Annotated in this window: 16 protein-coding genes; 5 read left to right on the plus strand and 11 right to left on the minus strand. The window is 41.8% G+C overall.

The annotated features are described in order from the left end of the window. Window positions 1–28: 28 nt before the first annotated feature. On the minus strand, window positions 29–490 hold the full coding sequence (locus DOD25_RS06090) for a hypothetical protein (protein WP_004574152.1): 462 nt from the start codon (window positions 488–490) through the stop codon (window positions 29–31). 570 nt (window positions 491–1060) lie between these two features. On the opposite strand from DOD25_RS06090, the gene DOD25_RS06095 reads away from it, so the two are divergent. Then, window positions 1061–1273, plus strand: a complete 213-nt coding sequence (locus DOD25_RS06095) for a hypothetical protein (protein WP_004105675.1) — start codon at window positions 1061–1063, stop codon at window positions 1271–1273. A gap of 190 nt (window positions 1274–1463) precedes the next feature. Next, window positions 1464–1724, plus strand: a complete 261-nt coding sequence (locus DOD25_RS06100) for a hypothetical protein (protein WP_004105674.1) — start codon at window positions 1464–1466, stop codon at window positions 1722–1724. Between the two features lie 177 nt (window positions 1725–1901). On the opposite strand, the gene DOD25_RS06105 is transcribed toward DOD25_RS06100, so the two are convergent. The 5 genes from DOD25_RS06105 to nrdH form a co-directional block, all read right to left on the minus strand. After that, entirely contained in the window at window positions 1902–2495 is a 594-nt protein-coding gene (locus DOD25_RS06105; protein WP_004105672.1) for a hypothetical protein, read from the minus strand. A 353-nt stretch (window positions 2496–2848) separates the two neighbouring features. After that, the gene (gene nrdF / locus DOD25_RS06110; protein ID WP_004105670.1) at window positions 2849–3943 is read right to left on the minus strand and encodes a class 1b ribonucleoside-diphosphate reductase subunit beta; all 1095 of its coding nucleotides are present in this window, start codon (window positions 3941–3943) and stop codon (window positions 2849–2851) included. 97 nt (window positions 3944–4040) lie between these two features. After that, window positions 4041–6266, minus strand: coding sequence for a class 1b ribonucleoside-diphosphate reductase subunit alpha (nrdE, locus tag DOD25_RS06115; protein WP_100066576.1), 2226 nt, complete (start codon window positions 6264–6266; stop codon window positions 4041–4043). 75 nt (window positions 6267–6341) lie between these two features. Beyond that, window positions 6342–6842: a class Ib ribonucleoside-diphosphate reductase assembly flavoprotein NrdI gene (nrdI, locus tag DOD25_RS06120; RefSeq protein WP_064621463.1), complete on the minus strand. Its 501-nt coding sequence runs from the start codon at window positions 6840–6842 to the stop codon at window positions 6342–6344. A gap of 3 nt (window positions 6843–6845) precedes the next feature. Then, a complete protein-coding gene (gene nrdH, locus DOD25_RS06125; protein WP_004574150.1) occupies window positions 6846–7106 on the minus strand; it encodes a glutaredoxin-like protein NrdH in 261 nt (86 codons plus the stop codon). A 427-nt stretch (window positions 7107–7533) separates the two neighbouring features. Between nrdH and gndA the strand changes: the two genes are divergently transcribed. Then, on the plus strand, window positions 7534–8988 hold the full coding sequence (gene gndA / locus DOD25_RS06130) for an NADP-dependent phosphogluconate dehydrogenase (RefSeq protein ID WP_112928860.1): 1455 nt from the start codon (window positions 7534–7536) through the stop codon (window positions 8986–8988). A gap of 100 nt (window positions 8989–9088) precedes the next feature. On the opposite strand, the gene pgl is transcribed toward gndA, so the two are convergent. The 4 genes from pgl to DOD25_RS06150 all read right to left on the minus strand — a co-directional run bounded on the left by pgl (window position 9089) and on the right by DOD25_RS06150 (window position 15016). Beyond that, window positions 9089–9913, minus strand: a complete 825-nt coding sequence (gene pgl / locus DOD25_RS06135; protein ID WP_004574148.1) for a 6-phosphogluconolactonase — start codon at window positions 9911–9913, stop codon at window positions 9089–9091. 54 nt (window positions 9914–9967) lie between these two features. Next, a complete protein-coding gene (locus DOD25_RS06140; RefSeq protein WP_004105661.1) occupies window positions 9968–10909 on the minus strand; it encodes a glucose-6-phosphate dehydrogenase assembly protein OpcA in 942 nt (313 codons plus the stop codon). Then, entirely contained in the window at window positions 10906–12486 is a 1581-nt protein-coding gene (gene zwf / locus DOD25_RS06145) for a glucose-6-phosphate dehydrogenase (protein WP_004105660.1), read from the minus strand. Before zwf ends, DOD25_RS06140 begins: the two co-directional genes overlap by 4 nt. Before the next feature lie 103 nt (window positions 12487–12589). Then, entirely contained in the window at window positions 12590–15016 is a 2427-nt protein-coding gene (locus DOD25_RS06150; protein ID WP_196776767.1) for an acyltransferase family protein, read from the minus strand. A 303-nt stretch (window positions 15017–15319) separates the two neighbouring features. Between DOD25_RS06150 and DOD25_RS06155 the strand changes: the two genes are divergently transcribed. Further along, on the plus strand, window positions 15320–15814 hold the full coding sequence (locus tag DOD25_RS06155) for an inorganic diphosphatase (RefSeq protein ID WP_004105658.1): 495 nt from the start codon (window positions 15320–15322) through the stop codon (window positions 15812–15814). Between the two features lie 151 nt (window positions 15815–15965). On the opposite strand, the gene DOD25_RS06160 is transcribed toward DOD25_RS06155, so the two are convergent. Next, window positions 15966–16757 (minus strand): hypothetical protein, encoded by a 792-nt coding sequence (locus DOD25_RS06160; protein WP_004574144.1) that lies wholly within the window; start codon window positions 16755–16757, stop codon window positions 15966–15968. A gap of 241 nt (window positions 16758–16998) precedes the next feature. Here DOD25_RS06160 and DOD25_RS06165 point away from each other — a divergent pair, with 241 nt between their 5' ends. Next, complete coding sequence (locus tag DOD25_RS06165; RefSeq protein ID WP_032835323.1) at window positions 16999–17790, plus strand: response regulator transcription factor; 792 nt, start codon at window positions 16999–17001, stop codon at window positions 17788–17790. Window positions 17791–17794: the final 4 nt, after the last annotated feature.

Raw genomic sequence — 17794 nt, forward strand, 5'->3', positions numbered from 1 at the left:
TATGGTATCTTGTTTTGGAATCCGCTTATCAAGAGATGTGCGATTGTATTGTTTTTCTCAAATTATCAAGATTGTACACATTAAAGTGCCATACGCTAGCACTTTCCGTTGGCACACTCCATTCTTCGGTTTTACCATTCGCAGTAAAGCGAATTATTTGGGTTGTTGGCTTATTTATAACTTCAAAATTAGTGAGTTGATTCCACGGAATGCGATGAAGATGCTTATCGTCTAATTTAGCTAGATTACCCGAGCCTAAAATGGTATTCGGATTAACAACAATAAACTCATTATTAGTGGCAGCAACAATACGCGCATCAACACTTTGCGCTACATAGAATAATTTAGGTAACAAAAATAGTTTGAGTAAATCTTTCCACCAAGGGTCGTATTTCATGGTAAATACATACGTCTTATCAACTGAAAGATTGTGATCTTTAAAGTACTTGACGATATCTTCTTCTCGTATACCGCGCAAAGGATTGGTCATAATAAGCACCTCCTTGTGATTCTTGTTTTGTAAATTACCAACATACTAACGTTCAAATTTTATCTACACAAATAGGCGTACTTATTTTTAACGATAGCGTTTTTAGAAAACTTTTTAAAACTTTTACGATTAGCAGTTTGTATGTTCTCAACAATCAACATTTAAGAACATTTCCGTTTTGGAACCATTCTTAAATAAAGACATATTTATGGAGTTATCGTGGCAAAAATTGCAAATCTAACAAAAACTGACACGATAACGGATGTGTTTGGGTTGATTTTTGCAGCATAAAAATTTCTACTGAGCCCAAAAATAACAATCACAAGTATTGCCAATTTTACTGTGTCACTAAATATAGTTACAGCTGATTACATGACAGTATTTTTTTATTACACTGAGAGCCATTGCACAATTTATTTGTACAGCAAAATAACGTTTTAAGGAAAGGAATTATGCGGTGAAGCGCTTAGCAAAGACAGTGTTAAAGAAACTCGGTGGTTCTGTTGGTATTGCATTTCAATTGGGTATTGCGCATGGCAATGTCGTGACCAGTGGGGTAGGTGAATCATTATGAAAAAGCAAATTTTGGCTTATTTTAAGCGACTTATCAAACGAGAAGCTACTTATATGCCGTTGACATTTATTGGCTTGCTTGGAATTTTTGCAATATTTAGTGGCAATACAATTGCTTACATTTCATCTCCAAATAGGTGGATTGAAACATTTGTTTTTACACTTATTGTTGCTTTTGCACGTGCCTTCATACCTGATGATCGTTATTGAACAATTTATTTCATAAAGATTAGCGAAATGCACACAGCACTTCGCTAATCTTCTATTTCATATTTTCTAAGTTATATTACGGTAGATTTTAATCCTATTTAGTTGTTTTTTATTTATCAGTAACTTTTTGGTTGCTGTCTAGGATGCTAATATGCAATATTCATAGATTACATTAAGAAGAAGGAATATCATGAGTCAAGATTTTGGAGTAAAAAATTGGAATCCATCTGCTGCAGCAAATACTAGTGACGATGACGATGAGCTTTCTGAAGAAGATTTTGATAAATTGGCTGCAGAGCTTGAGCAATTCTTTACCAAGTATGTAGTGTTAGAAAATAATAAGTTTGTAGTTCATGACGATGCGATTATTGCCGATGGTTATGGAGAATATTTAGAAGGCTTTCACATCTTAGCAGAAAAATTCACTGCTGGTCTTGAAGAGGACAGATAGCGTAAATTAACCACGATAACGCGTATAACATAGCGACTGTGCAATTAAAGTTATACGATACAGTCGCGTAATCAGTTAAAAAATATTGCCTGTTCATCAACGATATTGATTAACAGGCAATATTTTCAAAACAACAAAATTTGGCAAATAGCCTAAATTTTGTGGCTAAACCATTTACTATTTTGCTACGTCAAGAACTACTAAACGTTGTCCGCCATAAGTTCTGGCATCAAGACAGGTTTGAATAAAGTAAGCAGATTTAGGGAATTGCTCAACATATCCTTTGAACTGGCTTAACAATTTATCCGCGCTGCCTCCTCCTTCAAAGTCTTTATAATCTGCCACTTTATAGTCTTTGCCGTTTAATTTAACTGGTGTGCCCTTTTGAAGTTTCTTTAATAACATTCCTGAAGTATTTAAACGGTCGACGACCATGTAGTGACCAGTAATGACTTGGAACCAGTCGTCTTGAAGTGTCCAATGATAAAAAGCATCTTTCACGTAGGCCAACTTATCAGGATAAGCGTCCCAAATAACGGGTTTAGTTTCACCTAGTGCTTCAAAAGTTCCTTTTTCGCCTTTCACAAAAGCCTCAGGAACGTTCTTTTCTGAAGGTTTTTTGATTGATTTTGAATGTTTTTTAGTTGACTGATGGGTTATTTTCGTAGACGCTGAATTGTTTGCTTTGGAGCTACCGCAGGCCGCTAGCCCCACCAGCGAACTGAATAGCACTACAACACAAAGTACTTTTTTATAAGTCATTTTCCCCATAACTGACCTTCTTTCTTCGTATAGATGTGACTAACAACTGCTAGGCATCCTTATCAATTTGGATTCCAAACTTGAGCGCCTGCTCAGTTCAGCCCAAAACGCTTAGTTTAAACGGAGGATGAATTGATAGTCACTGCTGATTTTTGCATAAAGGGATTAACAAAACCAGTTTCTTTTCCATAGTGTACCATAAAGGCTGAGGGGGCTCATGTTACTTTCTAATTTTTCAGTTTTTATGTATACGATATTTTGGTTCAATAATTGACTTAGATAAATTAAATTGGTTAACTAATTAAATTAATTAGTTAACCAATCGAACAGTCAGTTAATCAAATAAACAATCAATTATGCGACTAGAAGTCCCAATCGTCGTCGTCGGTTTCAACAGACTTTCCCATGATGTAGCTGGAGCCAGAGCCGGAGAAGAAGTCGTGATTTTCGTCGGCAGCAGGAGATAGAGCTGCGAGAATTTCTGGGCTTACGTGAGTTTCTTCTTCGCTGTACTTAGCAGGATAGCCAAGATTCATCAAAGCCTTGTTAGCGTTATAACGAACGAAGTCAAAAACGTCATCGTGGAAGTCAAATCCTTCGTAAATCTGACCAGAATACTCAACTTCCAAATCGTACAAAGTATCGAGCAAGTTCATAGTGAACTTTTCAAGATTCTTCTTATCGTTCTCGCTTCTAAGCTCCAAACCGCGCTGGAACTTGTAACCAGAATAATAGCCGTGAATCGCCTTATCGCGCAAAATCAAACGAATCATATCGGCAGTGTTCATCATCTTTCCGCGAGAAGCAAAATAAAGCGGAAGGTAGAATCCCGCGTAAAGAAGAAGTGAAGAAAGCATAGTTGCAGCAATCTTGCGTTTAAGCGGATCTTCGCTCTCGTACTCGCAAAGCACAGTGGTGACGCGCTGCTGCAAAACATCGTTGCCAACAGCCCAACGGTAAGCTTCGTCAATTTCCTCGCTAGAGCAAAGAGTAGAGAAAATAGAGGAGTAGGAGCGCGCGTGAATCGACTGCATAAAAGCAATATTCGTGTAAATAGCCTGCTCGTGCTCAGTGCGAGCGTGCTCAATCTGGCAAAGCTCGCCAATAGTTGCCTGGCTAGTATCAAGCAAAGTCAAGCCCGTAAAAACGCGAGTAGTGGTCTTGCGTTCAAGATCGGTGAGGGAACGCCAAGAAGGAATATCGTTGCTCAGCGGCACTTTTTCAGGAAGCCAGAAGTTAGCAATAAGACGATTCCAAACGTCCAAATCCTTGTCGTCAACAATATTATTCCAATTAACTGGGCGTACACGCGATCCGTGATGGTAGCGGTACTGAGATGGTGTGATAGAAGCTGCCATCATAGCGTCATCTGCGATTACGCGATTTGTGCCGAAAGGCTTATCGAGGCTACTGCGCAATGCTGTTGGATCGAGCGCAGTTGTATCGAGTTCTGTCATAATTACTCCTGATCTTGTGTTTACGTTTTACAAAATTTTTAAGTTTTTTTATTTAATTTGGAAATATCTACGTAGCTAAAATTTTTATCACTACTACTTATAGTGTGCAGCTTACGCAACCTTCAATTTCCGTACCTTCCAAAGCTTTCTGGCGAATACGAATGTAGTAAAGAGTCTTAATGCCCTTGCGCCATGCGTAAATCTGAGCCTTATTCAAATCGCGAGTAGTCGTAGTGTCTGGGAAGAACAAAGTAAGCGACAATCCCTGATCCACATGCTGAGTTGCTTCAGCGTAAGTATCAATAATTGCCTTCCAGCCAATCTCGTAAGCATCCTTAAAGTACTGCATATTGTCGTTCGTCATGTATGCTGCAGGGTAGTAGACGCGACCAACTTTGCCCTCTTTACGAATCTCAATGCGAGAAGCAATTGGGTGGATTGAACTCGTGGAATGGTTGATGTAAGAGATTGAGCCAGTTGGAGGAACAGCCTGCAAATACTCGTTGTAAATGCCGTCGCGCAAAATCTCGTCGCGCAGTTGCTCCCAGTCTGAAACACTTGGAATCGCAACATTGAAACGAGCAAACAAATCGCGAACCGCTTGAGTGCGAGGCTCAAGAGAACGACTTCCATCAGTGTATTTATCGAAATAGTTGCCTTTTCCTGCAGGCTTAGCGTAGGCACTCGTTTTAAAGCTTGCAAAAGCGTGTCCGCGCTCTACAGCCAAAGCGTGAGAAGCCTTATAAGCGTGGTAAGCAACAGTCATAAAGTACATGTCTGTAAAGTCAAGAGCTTCCTCGCTTCCGTACTGCATGTGCTCGCGAGCAAGGAAACCGTGCAAATTCATTTGACCCAAGCCAATAGCGTGACCTTCTGCGTTTCCGCGACGAATCGAAGGTACAGAATCAATCGAAGTATGCTCAGAAACAGAAGTGAGCGCACGTACCGCCAAATCAACGCTTGCACCCAAGTCACCATCCATTGCCTTAGCAATATTAAGAGAGCCGAGATTGCAAGAAATGTCGCGGCCAACGTGACTATAAGATAAGTCAGCGTTATAAGTGCTTGCTTCCTGAGTTTGCAAAATCTCGGAGCACAAGTTGCTCATAGTAATGCGACCCTTAATAGGATTTGTGCGATTCACAGTATCCTCAAACAAAATGTAAGGGTAGCCAGACTCAAACTGAATTTCCGCAAGTGTCATAAAGAATTCGCGAGCGTCGATGTACTTCTTGTGAATGCGAGGATTTGCAACCATCTCGTCGTAATGTTCAGTAACAGAAATGTCTGCAAAAGGCTTGCCATATTCGCGCTCAACATCGTAAGGGCTAAACAAAGCCATCTTTTCTTTGCGCTTAGCAAGCTCAAAAGTAATATCTGGAATAACAACGCCTAAAGAAAGCGACTTAATACGAATCTTCTCGTCCGCGTTCTCGCGCTTAGTGTCGAGGAAACGCATAATATCTGGGTGGTGAGCGCTAATATACACAGCACCAGCGCCCTGACGAGCGCCAAGCTGATTAGCGTAAGAGAATGAATCTTCCAAAAGCTTCATAACAGGTACAACGCCACTCGACTGATTTTCGATGCGCTTAATAGGAGCGCCAAGCTCGCGCAAATTCGTAAGCAAAAGAGCCACGCCGCCGCCTCGTTTAGAAAGTTGCAAAGCAGAATTAATTCCGCGCGCAATAGACTCCATATTATCTTCCAAACGCACGAGGAAGCAGCTCACAGCCTCTCCGCGCTGAGCTTTACCAAGATTCAAGAACGTTGGAGTGGCTGGCTGGAAGCGACCTGCAAGCATTTCGTCCAAATAGTTGAGCGCTGCTTTTTCGTCGCCGTCTGCGAGTTCCAAAGCGACTGCAGCTGCGCGTTGAGCGAAGTTTTCCAAATACTGTTTGCCGTCGAAAGTCTTTAAAGCGTAAGAAGTGTAGAACTTAAAAGCACCTAAGAATGTGCCAAAAGTGTGGTGAGCGGCTTCTGCATGCTCGTAGAATTTATCGAGAAACTCATCGCTGTATTTGTTGAACACGTTGCCGTTGTAGTAATAGTTGTCAATCAAATAGTTCAAGCGTTCGCGAGTTGAAGCAAACTTCATGCTGTGTTCTTGCACGTAATCCGAAACGTAAAGCTTTTCTGCTTCCTGATCTTTATCAAACTGAATGCCTTTTTCTGGGTCAAAAAGACCGAGCATAGCGTTAAGAACGTGGTAGTCGCGGCTGTTGCGAATGCGCTCTGCTGTTGTGCTGGCAGTTGTGCTTGCAGAATCAGTGTGATCAAGATTAAGCGAAGTAGATTCGCTCATCGGATCTGTGCTATTCATGGGGTTTGTTCCTTTCTTCATGCGTTATTTTTGTTTTTCAAACGCTGTTTGTTTTGTTTCTTTTACTTATTTCGTTTATTTCGTTTGTTCTGTTTCTTTGAGTTGTTTTAAAAATCTCGGTATCCCATGCGCTACTTTTTCTATATCTTCTGCAGTTCCCGTGAGTTCAAACGAGTACATATTTGGGATTTTGCACTTTCCTGCAATTTGACCGCCTGCAGCGCAATATGCTTCTCCAAAATTTGTATTTCCGGAAGAAATTACCCCGCGAATAAACGAACGATTTTCGCGATTATTTAAGAATTTGCGAACTTGCATTGGTATTGCTTTCGCAATATTTCCACCGCCGTAAGTTGGAACAATCAAAACGTACGGTTCGCGCACGTTTAATTCCGGCTCTTTAGGGCGAAGTGGTATGCGGTACACGTTTACGTTATTGCTTGGAAAATCGCAATTTTGCACAAATCTTAACGTGTTTTCGGAAACTGAGGAAAAGTAGACTACAGCTCCGATTGATTCGCCTTGTGCGCGCGATTCAGGCTCGCTTTGTTGTGTTATATTTTCTTGCTCACACATTTCTTATGCTTCTTTTGCTGCCTCTGCGGAAGTTCCGAGTTTATCCGCAATTTGCGCAATTAGATCTGGACGGTACCCACTCCAGGATGCGTCGGGAGCAATGACTACTGGAGCTTGACGGTATCCGGCATTTCTTAACTGTTCGAGTGATTCAGGGCTTTTTGACAAGTCTACTGTTTCAAAGTTCACGCCAAGTTTTGTGAACTGTCGCTTAGTTGCATCACACTGTGGGCAATGAGGTTTAGTAAACACTGTGATAGTCATTTCAATCTCCTCTGGCGATGGGGGAATTTTGCAATTCCGTGTTGTATCGACAAAAGCCAAGTAGTTAGCTTACTCTGAATAAGCACTATTTATAGTGGTGTGTCGACTGTGTAAACACTATATATAGTTATTATTTAAAATAGCTAAAAATAGCGTGTTTGTAAGCGTGTCGTGTTTTATGAAGTGAATATGAGCTTAGTTTTAACGATTAAAAATGTAATCTATTTCACAGAATTTATATTTGGAACTACTTAACTTGCATATTGTTAAGCCTTGTGCATATCCGCCTATAAAATTATTAAGTGCGTTTCTTGAAGGGGCGTAACGCAAAATAAAAAGTTGTGCATTTTGTAGATAATGCAGATTGCTTGGGTGCGCAAAGCATGCGTGCAAATAACAAAACAAGTACAAGATAAGAGGTGTCATTATGACTCAAGCTCAGGCAAATATTGGTGTTGTTGGTTTGGCTGCCATGGGTTCGAATTTAGCGCGTAATCTTGCGCATCATGGAAATACAGTAGCTGTTTATAATCGTCATTATTCGCGCACTGAAACTTTAATGAATGAGCATGGCAGTGAAGGTGCTTTTGTGCCTTCAAAAACTGTTGAAGAATTTGTGGCTTCTCTAAAGCGTCCGCGCACCGCAATAATTATGGTAAAAGCTGGTGCTCCTACTGATGCTGTGATTGAAGAACTTGCAAATGCTATGGAGCCTGGAGATATTATCGTCGACGGCGGAAACTCTTATTTTGAAGATACGATTCGCAGAGAGCGTGACATTCGCGCGCGTGGTCTTCATTACGTTGGTTGCGGTGTTTCTGGCGGCGAAGAAGGTGCTTTGCGTGGTCCTTCGATGATGCCTGGTGGCACTGAGGAATCTTGGAAGACTCTTGGTCCTATTTTGAAGTCTATTGCTGCTGTTTCTGAAGGTGAGCCTTGCGTAACACATATTGGTACTGACGGCGCTGGTCATTTTGTGAAGATGGTTCACAATGGCATCGAGTACTCGGATATGCAGCTTATTGCCGAAAGCTACGATTTAATGCTTCGCGGCTTGGGCATGAAATCCGACGAAATTGCAGACGTGTTTAGCGAGTGGAATAAGGGCGAACTTGATTCTTATTTGATTGAGATTACGGCTGATGTGCTTCGCCAGAAGGATGCTAAAACTGGTAAGCCTTTGGTTGAGATGATGGTGGATCACGCTGGCATGAAGGGCACTGGTACTTGGACTGTACAGTCTGCGCTTTCTCTCGGAATACCAGTTACCGGTATTGCTGAAGCCGTGTTTGCTCGCGGACTTTCCAGCCAGGTTGCTTTGCGAGAAGCTGCTGAAAGCCAAGGTTTGACTGGTCCGGATGTGCATTTTGATTTGAACGATGCTGAGCGTAAGGCGTTTATTGAGGATATTCGCCAAGCTTTGTACGCTTCTAAGATTGTTTCTTATGCTCAGGGATTCGACGAGATTGCTGCTGCTGCAATTGAGCATGATTGGAAGATTGACCAGGCTGCGGTTGCTCGCATTTGGCGTGGTGGATGCATTATTCGCGCTCAGTTCTTGAACCGCGTTTCTGAGGCTTTTGAGTCCGGTGAAGCGAGCGTTTCTTTGCTTTTTGCACCGTACTTTAAGGATGCTATTGAAAAGTCGCAGGCTGCTTGGCGTCGTGTTATTGCGCGTACAGTTGAGCACGGGGTTCCTGTGCCAGCATTCTCTAGCTTGCTTGCATACTACGATGGATTGCGTTCCAAGCGTTTGCCAGCTTCGCTTATTCAGGCTCAGCGTGATTTCTTCGGCGCTCACACTTACGGTCGCATTGACGAGCCAGGCGTATTCCACACTTTGTGGGCAGAGCCTAATCGCCCAGAAGTAAAGCAAGATTAAAACAAATAATATTTAGAGATAACAGACCTTTGCATTATTATGCAGAGGTCTGTTATTTATTGTTCTGAGTATTATGCATGTTGCTAGAAAGCTATACAAGTTACTTAATAGCAGCTTGCAAAGTTTCCGCGGTGGTTAGCCAAGAGATTTCGTCAGTTCCGTTTGCAAAAGACGCAGGATATTCTGGATTATTATCACCAGAAAGTACATTCATTAAAGCAGCGCCTTTTTCTACTCCGGCAGTCAAGAACCAAGTGCGGTGGCTGTGAGCCAGCACAGGAACTGTAAGAGACAATCGCATTGGCGGAAGTTTAGGGGAGTGATTTACTCCAACAACAATGCGATCGCGATTATTAACCTGCGGTAATCCTGGGAAAAGTGAAGCCATATGCGCATCCGGCCCCATGCCAAGAATTGCTAGATCAAACACTGGCTCTTTGCCAAGTATGCTCACGATTTCTTCCTCATAGTCGCGCGCTGCAGCGTCTAAAATAGCGTCATTTTCAGCGTCGCTGGCTGCTACAATTTCCTCCGCATTACGCTCATCTGCAGGCATTTCGTGAATATGAGATTCTGTCAAAGCTTTGTTAGAAGTAAGTAAGTTAAGAAACATTTCGCGAGCCTTGCGCGCATTGCGATCCTCGCTATCATAAGCTACGAAACGCTCATCTGCCCACCAAATATGCACTAAATTCCAATTAATTGCTGGTAAAAGCGGGTTATTAGCAAGCATTTGGAACATGCGTATTGAATCTGTGCCACCAGTAAGTAATAAATGAAATGGTTTATTGAGATTTTGCACATCATTCTGTGATTCCATAATAAGCGTTACTAGACGTTGGGCTGCAACGGCTGCAAGCACATCGCGATTATCGTATCCGTAAATACTTGCGTTATGTGCAAAAGTAACTTCATTATTTGTCATAGTTGTTCCTTTTATGCAATTAAAAATATTTCACGAATTGTTTCACGTAATGTTTCACGCATTTTCTGAAGGATTATCTCGCACCAGCTGCGCATAAATTTCGTCAGGATCAATGCGTCGCAATTCTTCGCTTAAGCAATCATCCAGAGTGCGAATAGGAAGCGCAATAGGTTGTGCAGCCTGTCCAGGCAGGCTAATCAAAGCTTGATCTCCGCCAGCAGGGCGAGTGAGTGACAATGTGCCATCCTTGCGTTCTAAAGTTACGGAAGTAATAGCTTGAGCTTCAGGATTTTCAACTATTTCTACAGGAACGTGCAAGCTACTCTTAATCCAAGCTGCTAGTAAATGCAGAGATACGTAATGAGTAGGACCCACAACCTTCGCGCTAAGAATAGGCAAATGTGGAGGTTGATCGAGCATAGAAGCAAGTAACGCGCGCCAAGGAGTTAAACGCGTCCAAGACAAATCTGCATCTTGCGGAGACCAGTTTTTACGCAAGTTTTGCACAGTTTTAAGAGTATCGTCTGCTCGCTGTGCGTCAGTAATTCTGCTACTTGCCATAGCTCCAAGCAAATCGTGAGCAGGATCTTCCGGAGCGTTTGTTGGCCACCATGCAACAACCGGTGCATCTGGCACAAGTAGTGGAATGACAAGCGTATCCGGATGACGAACTAAACCGTTGTGCGGATACAAAATAATAATTTCGCCAGCTCCAGCATCTGCCCCAAAACGTACTTGAGCATCGAGATTCGGCACAACCTCACCGCGCTCAGCAGCGTGCTCGCTAGACCAATCTCGAACCATTGCAATAACTCGGCAAGGATGCTCGCGGCTAGCTGTGTTTGCTGCATCAAGTGCATGCTCTAACTCTTTAAGAGTTGTATCAATAAGCAAAGTGAGCACTCGACCAGTAGCAGATTCGCCGCGCTCTTCGTGCAATTCGTCGATTTTTGCTGCAATTTTGCTTGTATTAGTATCAGGAAGGTTGATAATCATGGCAGCCTCCAATGGCGATTATCTCGAGCAAGCATAGCATCAGCTTCTGCTGGACCCCATGTTCCAGCGCGATATGGTTGCGGTTGTGTGCCAAGCGAACTCCAGAATTCCTCAATAGGGTCAAGAATTTTCCAACTTAAATCTACTTCTTGCGTAGTTGGGAATAGCGGTGGTTCGCCAAGAAGTACGTCAAGAATCAAGCGCTCGTAAGCTTCAGGGGAACTTTCAGTAAAAGAGCGTCCGTAACTAAAGTCCATAGAAACGTCTCGAACTTCCATAGCAGTTCCGCCAGGGACTTTCGCACCAAAGCGCATAGTAACGCCCTCGTCTGGTTGCACTCGAATCACAATAGCATTGCTACCAAGCTCTCGAACTGCAGTAGACTCAAACGGCAAATGCGGAGCACGCTTAAAAATAACAGCAATTTCCGTAACGCGCTTGCCTAAACGTTTTCCGGTTCGCAAGTAGAACGGAACTCCAGCCCAACGGCGAGTATCAACGTCAAGTCGCACTGCAGCGTACGTTTCAGTAGTGCTTTTAGGGTCGATTCCTTGCTCTTCCAAGTATCCAACAGCTTTGTAAGAGCCTTGCCATCCTGCTGCATACTGTCCTCGAGCAGTATTGGCAGCCAAGTCTTGAGGTAGTCGGATTGCGGATAGAACTTTCGTTTTTTCAGCAGTCAAATCGCTAGCGCGGAAACTTACAGGCTCTTCCATAGCAGTAAGCGCCATAAGTTGAAGCAAATGGTTCTGAATCACGTCACGTGCAGCACCGATTCCGTCGTAGTATCCGGCTCTTCCGCCAATGCCAATATCTTCAGCCATCGTAATTTGCACGTGATCGACGTAATTTGCGTTCCAAATCGGCTCATACATTGCGTTAGCAAAGCGGAAAGCCAGCAAATTTTGCACAGTTTCCTTGCCTAAATAATGGTCAATTCGGAACACAGAATTAGGATCAAAAACTTCAGAAACGACGCGATCCAATTCTCGTGCGCTCGCTAAATCGTGGCCAAAAGGCTTTTCAATAATTACGCGTCGCCAAGCATGCTCAGAAGAGTGCGAAAGACCTGATGCTGCAAGCTGTTGGGCAACAACTGGGAAGCTGGAAGGCGGAATAGACATGTAAAAAGCGTGATTTCCGCGAGTACCTCTGTCTCGATCAAGTTCGTTCACTGTTTTGCTTAAACGCTCAAACGCGGACGCATCGTCAAAGGTGCCGCGTACGAAACGTATGCCTTTAGCGAGATTAATCCAAGTTGACTCACGAAATGGCGTTCTGCAATGCTGCTCAATATTTTCGCGCACAAAGTTTACGAAATGTTCATCCGTCCAATCGCGTCTCGCAAAACCAGTTAAACCAAATCCTGGAGGCAAAAGCCCGCGATTAGCTAAATCATATACTGCTGGCATAAGTTTTTTGCGTGCTAAATCGCCAGTAATGCCAAAAATTACTAGGCTGCACGGACCCGCAATGCGAGCTAAACGCAAATCACGTGGATCGCGCAAAGGATTCGTCCAAGTAGATACGCTTTCCCCAGCGTCTTGCAAATCACGTAGTGTCCTCAACTCAGTCATAGATACTATCGTAATATTTCGTAGCTATTTTCACCACGCAAAACACAATTTATTATGCTTAATAACAGTATTAAAAAGTTTTAGCGCGTTATAACTCTAATTTTCAGCCGCCGCATACAGCTAAACGAATCATCTTCGCGTATTGTGGACCGCCAATTGGAGTTAAGTGAACTCCATCGTCAGTCAAATATTCCGAGTGACCATTACTCAAACCATGCCAGTCTATAATGCCAACATTATGATGAGTTGCTGCGAACTTGCGTAAGCTATCGTTCGTTGCATCCTGCCAAGGTTGCGGAACTCGTGTGGTAACGAAATAAACAGGTCTACCTTTTGCGACATCAACCATGTGTTGAAGCACGCTATCGTCATGAGGAGGACCGTTGGTTCCAAGAGCGAAAATCACCACATCTCCAGCGTGTTTTGCCGAAATATCTTTCTCGTATTCATCAGCTCCGTGGAAAATTTGTCTACTCACTTTTCCATCTATATAAGCGTTAGGCATAACTTGCATCAAATATGGTTTAGCGCCTTCAGTAATGGAATCTCCAACCATAGTTAAGTTTACGGAACAAGTATTGCGTCGTTTGTCGATCCGCGTATGAGTAGTAACAAGATTTCGTGGAACTTTTTCTGCAATAGGGAAGAGAATACGATACTTCGATGGTGTAGGTGGAAGAGACTGTTTTACTACATTCTTTTGCACACCTTTTGGAACTGCTTTTTCTTTTGTTTCTTGCTTAGAATTAGTTTTGTCAAAAGCAGTAGGTTTTTTATTTGACGATGAAGATTGCTCTACTTGTGCTGTCAATTCTGGGCGAAGCTGCATTGACCTATGCTTGGCTATATCCTGCCAATTTACTGGCAAGATAATTAACGACACAATAATTATGCAGCACAAAGTTAGTGAGACAGAGCGAATAAGCTTAAATAATTGTTGATCTTTTATTGGCTTTTCAAATAACTGATACAAGCATTCTGCAAGTGCAACTATTACTAGTGCTTGCAAGATTTGCTCTCCTGTAGAAATAGCAGTTGTTCTATTTGCTGGGTTGAATAATTCAAGAACAGGGAAGTGAACTAAATAAATTGCAAAAGAGCGTCTGCCGATATAGGCGAGTGGAGTCCATGCAAATATTCTTGAGCAAATATTATCAGTTTGCGTGCAAGACCATAGTATTAGTGTGCAAGCGGCTGCTGTTATTGTGTATCCGCCAAAAACAAATACTGAAGATGTGCCTTCTGCATACACGAAGCAGTAGCACAACACAATTGTTGCCAATAACCCAACGCAAGATCGCTGCCATGCACGAAGTGGATTATAAAAAACAGTTTTTGGCTTATTGAATGCGTTATTTGGAAGTTCTTGTATATCTGGAGTTACGCCATTATCTGATAAATCAATTTGTAATCCTTTACGCAAGTCAGCAGGTATTCCATCTTCAATAAACTCTTTTTCTTTATTTGCGCAGGATTTATCTGATTTTTTCGTTAGTGCTGAATTATCTACACTACTGTCTAACTTAACTGATGAAGCTAAGCTGACCGATATGTTCTTTTTGCCCATTAGCAAATGTAATGCATGAATAAGCCACGCGTGGAATGAATGTTTGACAAACCAAGCACCGTACATTGCTAGCATTGCACCCATTAAGAATTCTGATGCTCTCGTATCTAGAGAATAGTAGACGCGAGCTGGAGTTGTGTAATTGTTAAATAAGTAGGCAAAAGTAAAAGTAAGAATAGAAGAAAGTATGGCTAAGCCTGCTGTGATATACATGCGTATTAGCTTGCTACGCACGAATTTAATAAGTGCAGCAAGGATAATAGGCCATATAACAAAAGCCTGCATTAAAAGTCCGAGATACCAAAGATGTTTGATAGGAGAAGGTAGTCCGGACTGTTCAAAATATGAAAGTTTACGGGCAACATACATTATATTGCTAAAGAATCCGGAGCCTGAAAGAGCATCCGCTTGTAACTTTGGTAGTAGACTTGGCGAAAAAAGCCACATAATTGGTGCTGTTATAGCGATAATTCCAAGTGTTGACGGCCAAATTCTTTTTACGCGCTTTAGTAAATACTCCCAGTAATGCTTGATTCCTTGAGTATTTTTATTATTATCTCCGATATTTTTTGTATTTTTTGCGTTTTCATCTGCGTTTAAATAGCGCAGAACTGATCTCGTACAAAAATATCCTGCCAATACCAAAAATAGTGTTACTCCAAGGAATCCTCCCATAAGAAGGCTTGGACGCATATGAAAGCATACAATACCAATAATTGCTAAAGCTCTTAAACCGTCTATTGCTTTATTTCGCTTCGAAACAGTATTTGTAGGTAAAGTAGATGATTGTTTATTTTCAGCTTTTGCGCTATGAATAGTTTTTTCTACGGTATTATTTGCGTTTGCTGAAAGATTAGTTGAGGTCGTTTTACTAGCATTTTTTTCTGCAGGAACCTTCTTTGTTTTGAAGGATTGATCTGCTTGTGAAGCAGTGGAAGTGTTCACGCATCTCTTTTTTGTCATCTTGCCTACGCTTCGGTAACCATACTGGTATGTATGCAACATATCGTGTGTAAAACGTAGCAATAGTAACTGTGTATTAAGACACTTTTATAGCTTAAAGCGTGTCTTGTTGCTATGCCTAGGATGTGCTAGAAATATGTGATTTTATGCTACTTCTGTAAGTGATACAAAACGTTTATCATTTAACGAAATTTGTTAACAAAATTTTGTTTTATATGCTCTATTGCTGTCGTTCGTCGGTGCGCGCTAAAGTGAGATAGAACAGTTATATGAATTGTTATTAAAGTTATCAAAGGAGCCAATATGGCAGAAACTTTTAACGTTGTGGTAGAGATTCCACGCGGTTCTAAGAACAAGTATGAAGTGGATCACGAAACTGGTCGCGTATTCTTGGATCGCACCCTTTTCACAGCTATGGGTTATCCAGATGATTACGGTTATATTGATGGCACTTTGGGCGAAGATGGCGATCCACTTGACGCTCTTGTTATGATTCCAAATTCTGTGTTCCCAGGATGCGTTGTTGAGTGCCGCGCCGTTGGCTTGTATCACATGGTTGATGAAGCTGGCGGAGACGACAAGGTTTTGTGCGTTCCAGCAGACGTTCGTTTTGACGACATCAAGGATATCGATGACGTGAACGAGTATCATAAAGCTGAAATCAAGCACTTCTTCGAGCAGTACAAGGCTTTGGAGCCAGGTAAGGAAGTTCTTCCTGGTGACTTCTGGGCTGGTGTAGAGCAGGCTGAGAAGGAAATCGTCGCAGCTCGCAAGCGCTTGGAAGAAAGCGAAAAATAAGTTTCGCTTTTAATGAGTAAAACAATAAAGATTAAAAGCTAATAAATAAAACGTCGAAGACACATACCGTGTTTTTCGACGTTTTTATGTAAGTGCGTGCTGCTTTCAAAAGTAAATTAAAATGTAACGTTGCATACGCTTTTAAATAATTTTAAGCAGCTACTAGCATTCCAAGGCCTGCAATATACACGAGCATTCCTGAAAGCATTATTGGCAATATAGAAATGGCGATATCGTGCGAAACTATTCCAGTTTCGTATTCTTCATAATTGTTGCGAACCCACAAATATGAAAGTCCTGATAGCGCGATTAGCATAAATATGCACAGTACTATAACGAGTATTCCACCGTCTAAATTGCGAAGCGATGGCATAAAGCTAATAATTGACGGCAAAAATAGCCAACCCGGAAGTGCTGCACAAGCAATACTTGCAGTAAGCGTGTGCGAAAGATTTCGTACTAAATTTGTGCGATTCTCGCGCAGCATTTGCCTCAAGAATGTTACAAATGTTGCTGCTACAAGAATTAGAGCAAAAGATACAGCCCAGCGTTCGTAAGGGTGAATTGCAGCAATGAACTTACTCATCGACACAGTTTCGTTATCAATAATGACGCTTTTTGGTAGCCATCCCTTTAATACTCCGGTTGCAAACCATGTAGAAGCAATTCCTGCGCATAATGCAATAGCTCGGTCAATTACATTTCCGTGCAGTGGCCACAACGCTATAAATGTAAGCATTATGATAAGGCATAATATAAGTGTTATTTTTGCTGTTGCGATTGGCAATATTGCTGCAATTGCGAGAAGTACTACAACAAAAATTTGGCTTACAAACATCGCTAATGCGTTCATGCTAGGTATACGGGTATGTTTTTGAACATTTACGCAAGAATTATCATTTTTCTGCATCTTATTATTGCAGATACGTGTTTCATTGCTCATACACACTCCCTAGTGCTGTAAGTTTTATATTTATAAAGCGTAATATGTTCATAAAATATTAACAAATTACTTTGTTTATTTACTAATGTAGCCTATAACCTGCACTGCGCTTTATTGTGTTGATATTTTTTATCTTTAGAAGATGCAAGTGTTGCAGTTGTCGCTATTTTTCGCAGTATGGTTTACAATTCCTGTAAAGGCTGAATTTGCTACTACATCAATTGTTTGTTGGAGGCATCATATGACTGATATCACATTGATGACTTCGTGTGCTTCTCCTTCTTCAGTTTTACCTTCACTTACTTTGTTATCTCATAAAGTGCGTTTACTTTCTTTGGATACGTCAAGTTTGGCAAAACTGCCCGCACAAACCATTCTTTTGCTTGATGCGCGTGAGGATTTAGCTCTCGCTAAATCAATGTGTTCTTCTCTGCGTGTTGCAAATATTACGGTTCCTGTCATATTAGTTATAACTGAGGGTGGTTTTACTGTAGTAAATCCTTCGTGGAACATTTCTGATGTTGTGCTTACTAATGCTTCTCCGGCAGAAGTAGAGGGTCGTTTGCGTTTGGCTTCTTTGCAACACGGATCTTCTGATGATTTGTTTGTGCATTCGCAAGGCTCTGAAATTGATGATTCTTTCAATTCAGACAATGGAACTATGCGTTCTGGAGATCTTGTTGTAGATATGCGTAGCTACACAGTGAGTTTGCATGGTCATCCTGTTGATTTAGCTTATAAAGAATTTGAATTGCTGAAATACTTTGTGCAGCATCCGCGCAGGGTGTTTACTCGTGCTCATTTGTTGCAAGAAGTATGGGGTTACGACTACTACGGTGGCACTCGTACTGTAGACGTTCATATTCGTAGGCTTCGTGCAAAACTTGGTGTTGAATATGAACATCTAATTGGCACAGTGCGTAATGTTGGCTATCGCTTTGATCCTTCGGAGTCTGATGAGAATAGCGAAATTTCCGAAAGCAGTGTTGAAGATGATTCTGAAAATGATGCAGATAAGCAGTCTGCGCAATAATGAT

This window comes from Gardnerella leopoldii (genome assembly GCF_003293675.1).
Classification (GTDB): domain Bacteria; phylum Actinomycetota; class Actinomycetes; order Actinomycetales; family Bifidobacteriaceae; genus Bifidobacterium; species Bifidobacterium leopoldii.

Coding starts and splice junctions, on each gene's coding strand:
- DOD25_RS06105 (WP_004105672.1), bottom strand. CDS start 2,495: ATGGGGAAAATGACTTATAAAAAAGTACTTTGTGTTGTAGTGCTATTC.
- DOD25_RS06090 (WP_004574152.1), bottom strand. CDS start 490: ATGACCAATCCTTTGCGCGGTATACGAGAAGAAGATATCGTCAAGTAC.
- DOD25_RS06155 (WP_004105658.1), top strand. CDS start 15,320: ATGGCAGAAACTTTTAACGTTGTGGTAGAGATTCCACGCGGTTCTAAG.
- DOD25_RS06160 (WP_004574144.1), bottom strand. CDS start 16,757: ATGAGCAATGAAACACGTATCTGCAATAATAAGATGCAGAAAAATGAT.
- DOD25_RS06165 (WP_032835323.1), top strand. CDS start 16,999: ATGACTGATATCACATTGATGACTTCGTGTGCTTCTCCTTCTTCAGTT.
- nrdH (WP_004574150.1), bottom strand. CDS start 7,106: ATGACTATCACAGTGTTTACTAAACCTCATTGCCCACAGTGTGATGCA.
- nrdE (WP_100066576.1), bottom strand. CDS start 6,266: ATGAATAGCACAGATCCGATGAGCGAATCTACTTCGCTTAATCTTGAT.
- DOD25_RS06150 (WP_196776767.1), bottom strand. CDS start 15,016: ATGACAAAAAAGAGATGCGTGAACACTTCCACTGCTTCACAAGCAGAT.
- gndA (WP_112928860.1), top strand. CDS start 7,534: ATGACTCAAGCTCAGGCAAATATTGGTGTTGTTGGTTTGGCTGCCATG.
- pgl (WP_004574148.1), bottom strand. CDS start 9,913: ATGACAAATAATGAAGTTACTTTTGCACATAACGCAAGTATTTACGGA.
- nrdF (WP_004105670.1), bottom strand. CDS start 3,943: ATGACAGAACTCGATACAACTGCGCTCGATCCAACAGCATTGCGCAGT.
- zwf (WP_004105660.1), bottom strand. CDS start 12,486: ATGACTGAGTTGAGGACACTACGTGATTTGCAAGACGCTGGGGAAAGC.
- DOD25_RS06100 (WP_004105674.1), top strand. CDS start 1,464: ATGAGTCAAGATTTTGGAGTAAAAAATTGGAATCCATCTGCTGCAGCA.
- DOD25_RS06140 (WP_004105661.1), bottom strand. CDS start 10,909: ATGATTATCAACCTTCCTGATACTAATACAAGCAAAATTGCAGCAAAA.
- DOD25_RS06095 (WP_004105675.1), top strand. CDS start 1,061: ATGAAAAAGCAAATTTTGGCTTATTTTAAGCGACTTATCAAACGAGAA.
- nrdI (WP_064621463.1), bottom strand. CDS start 6,842: ATGTGTGAGCAAGAAAATATAACACAACAAAGCGAGCCTGAATCGCGC.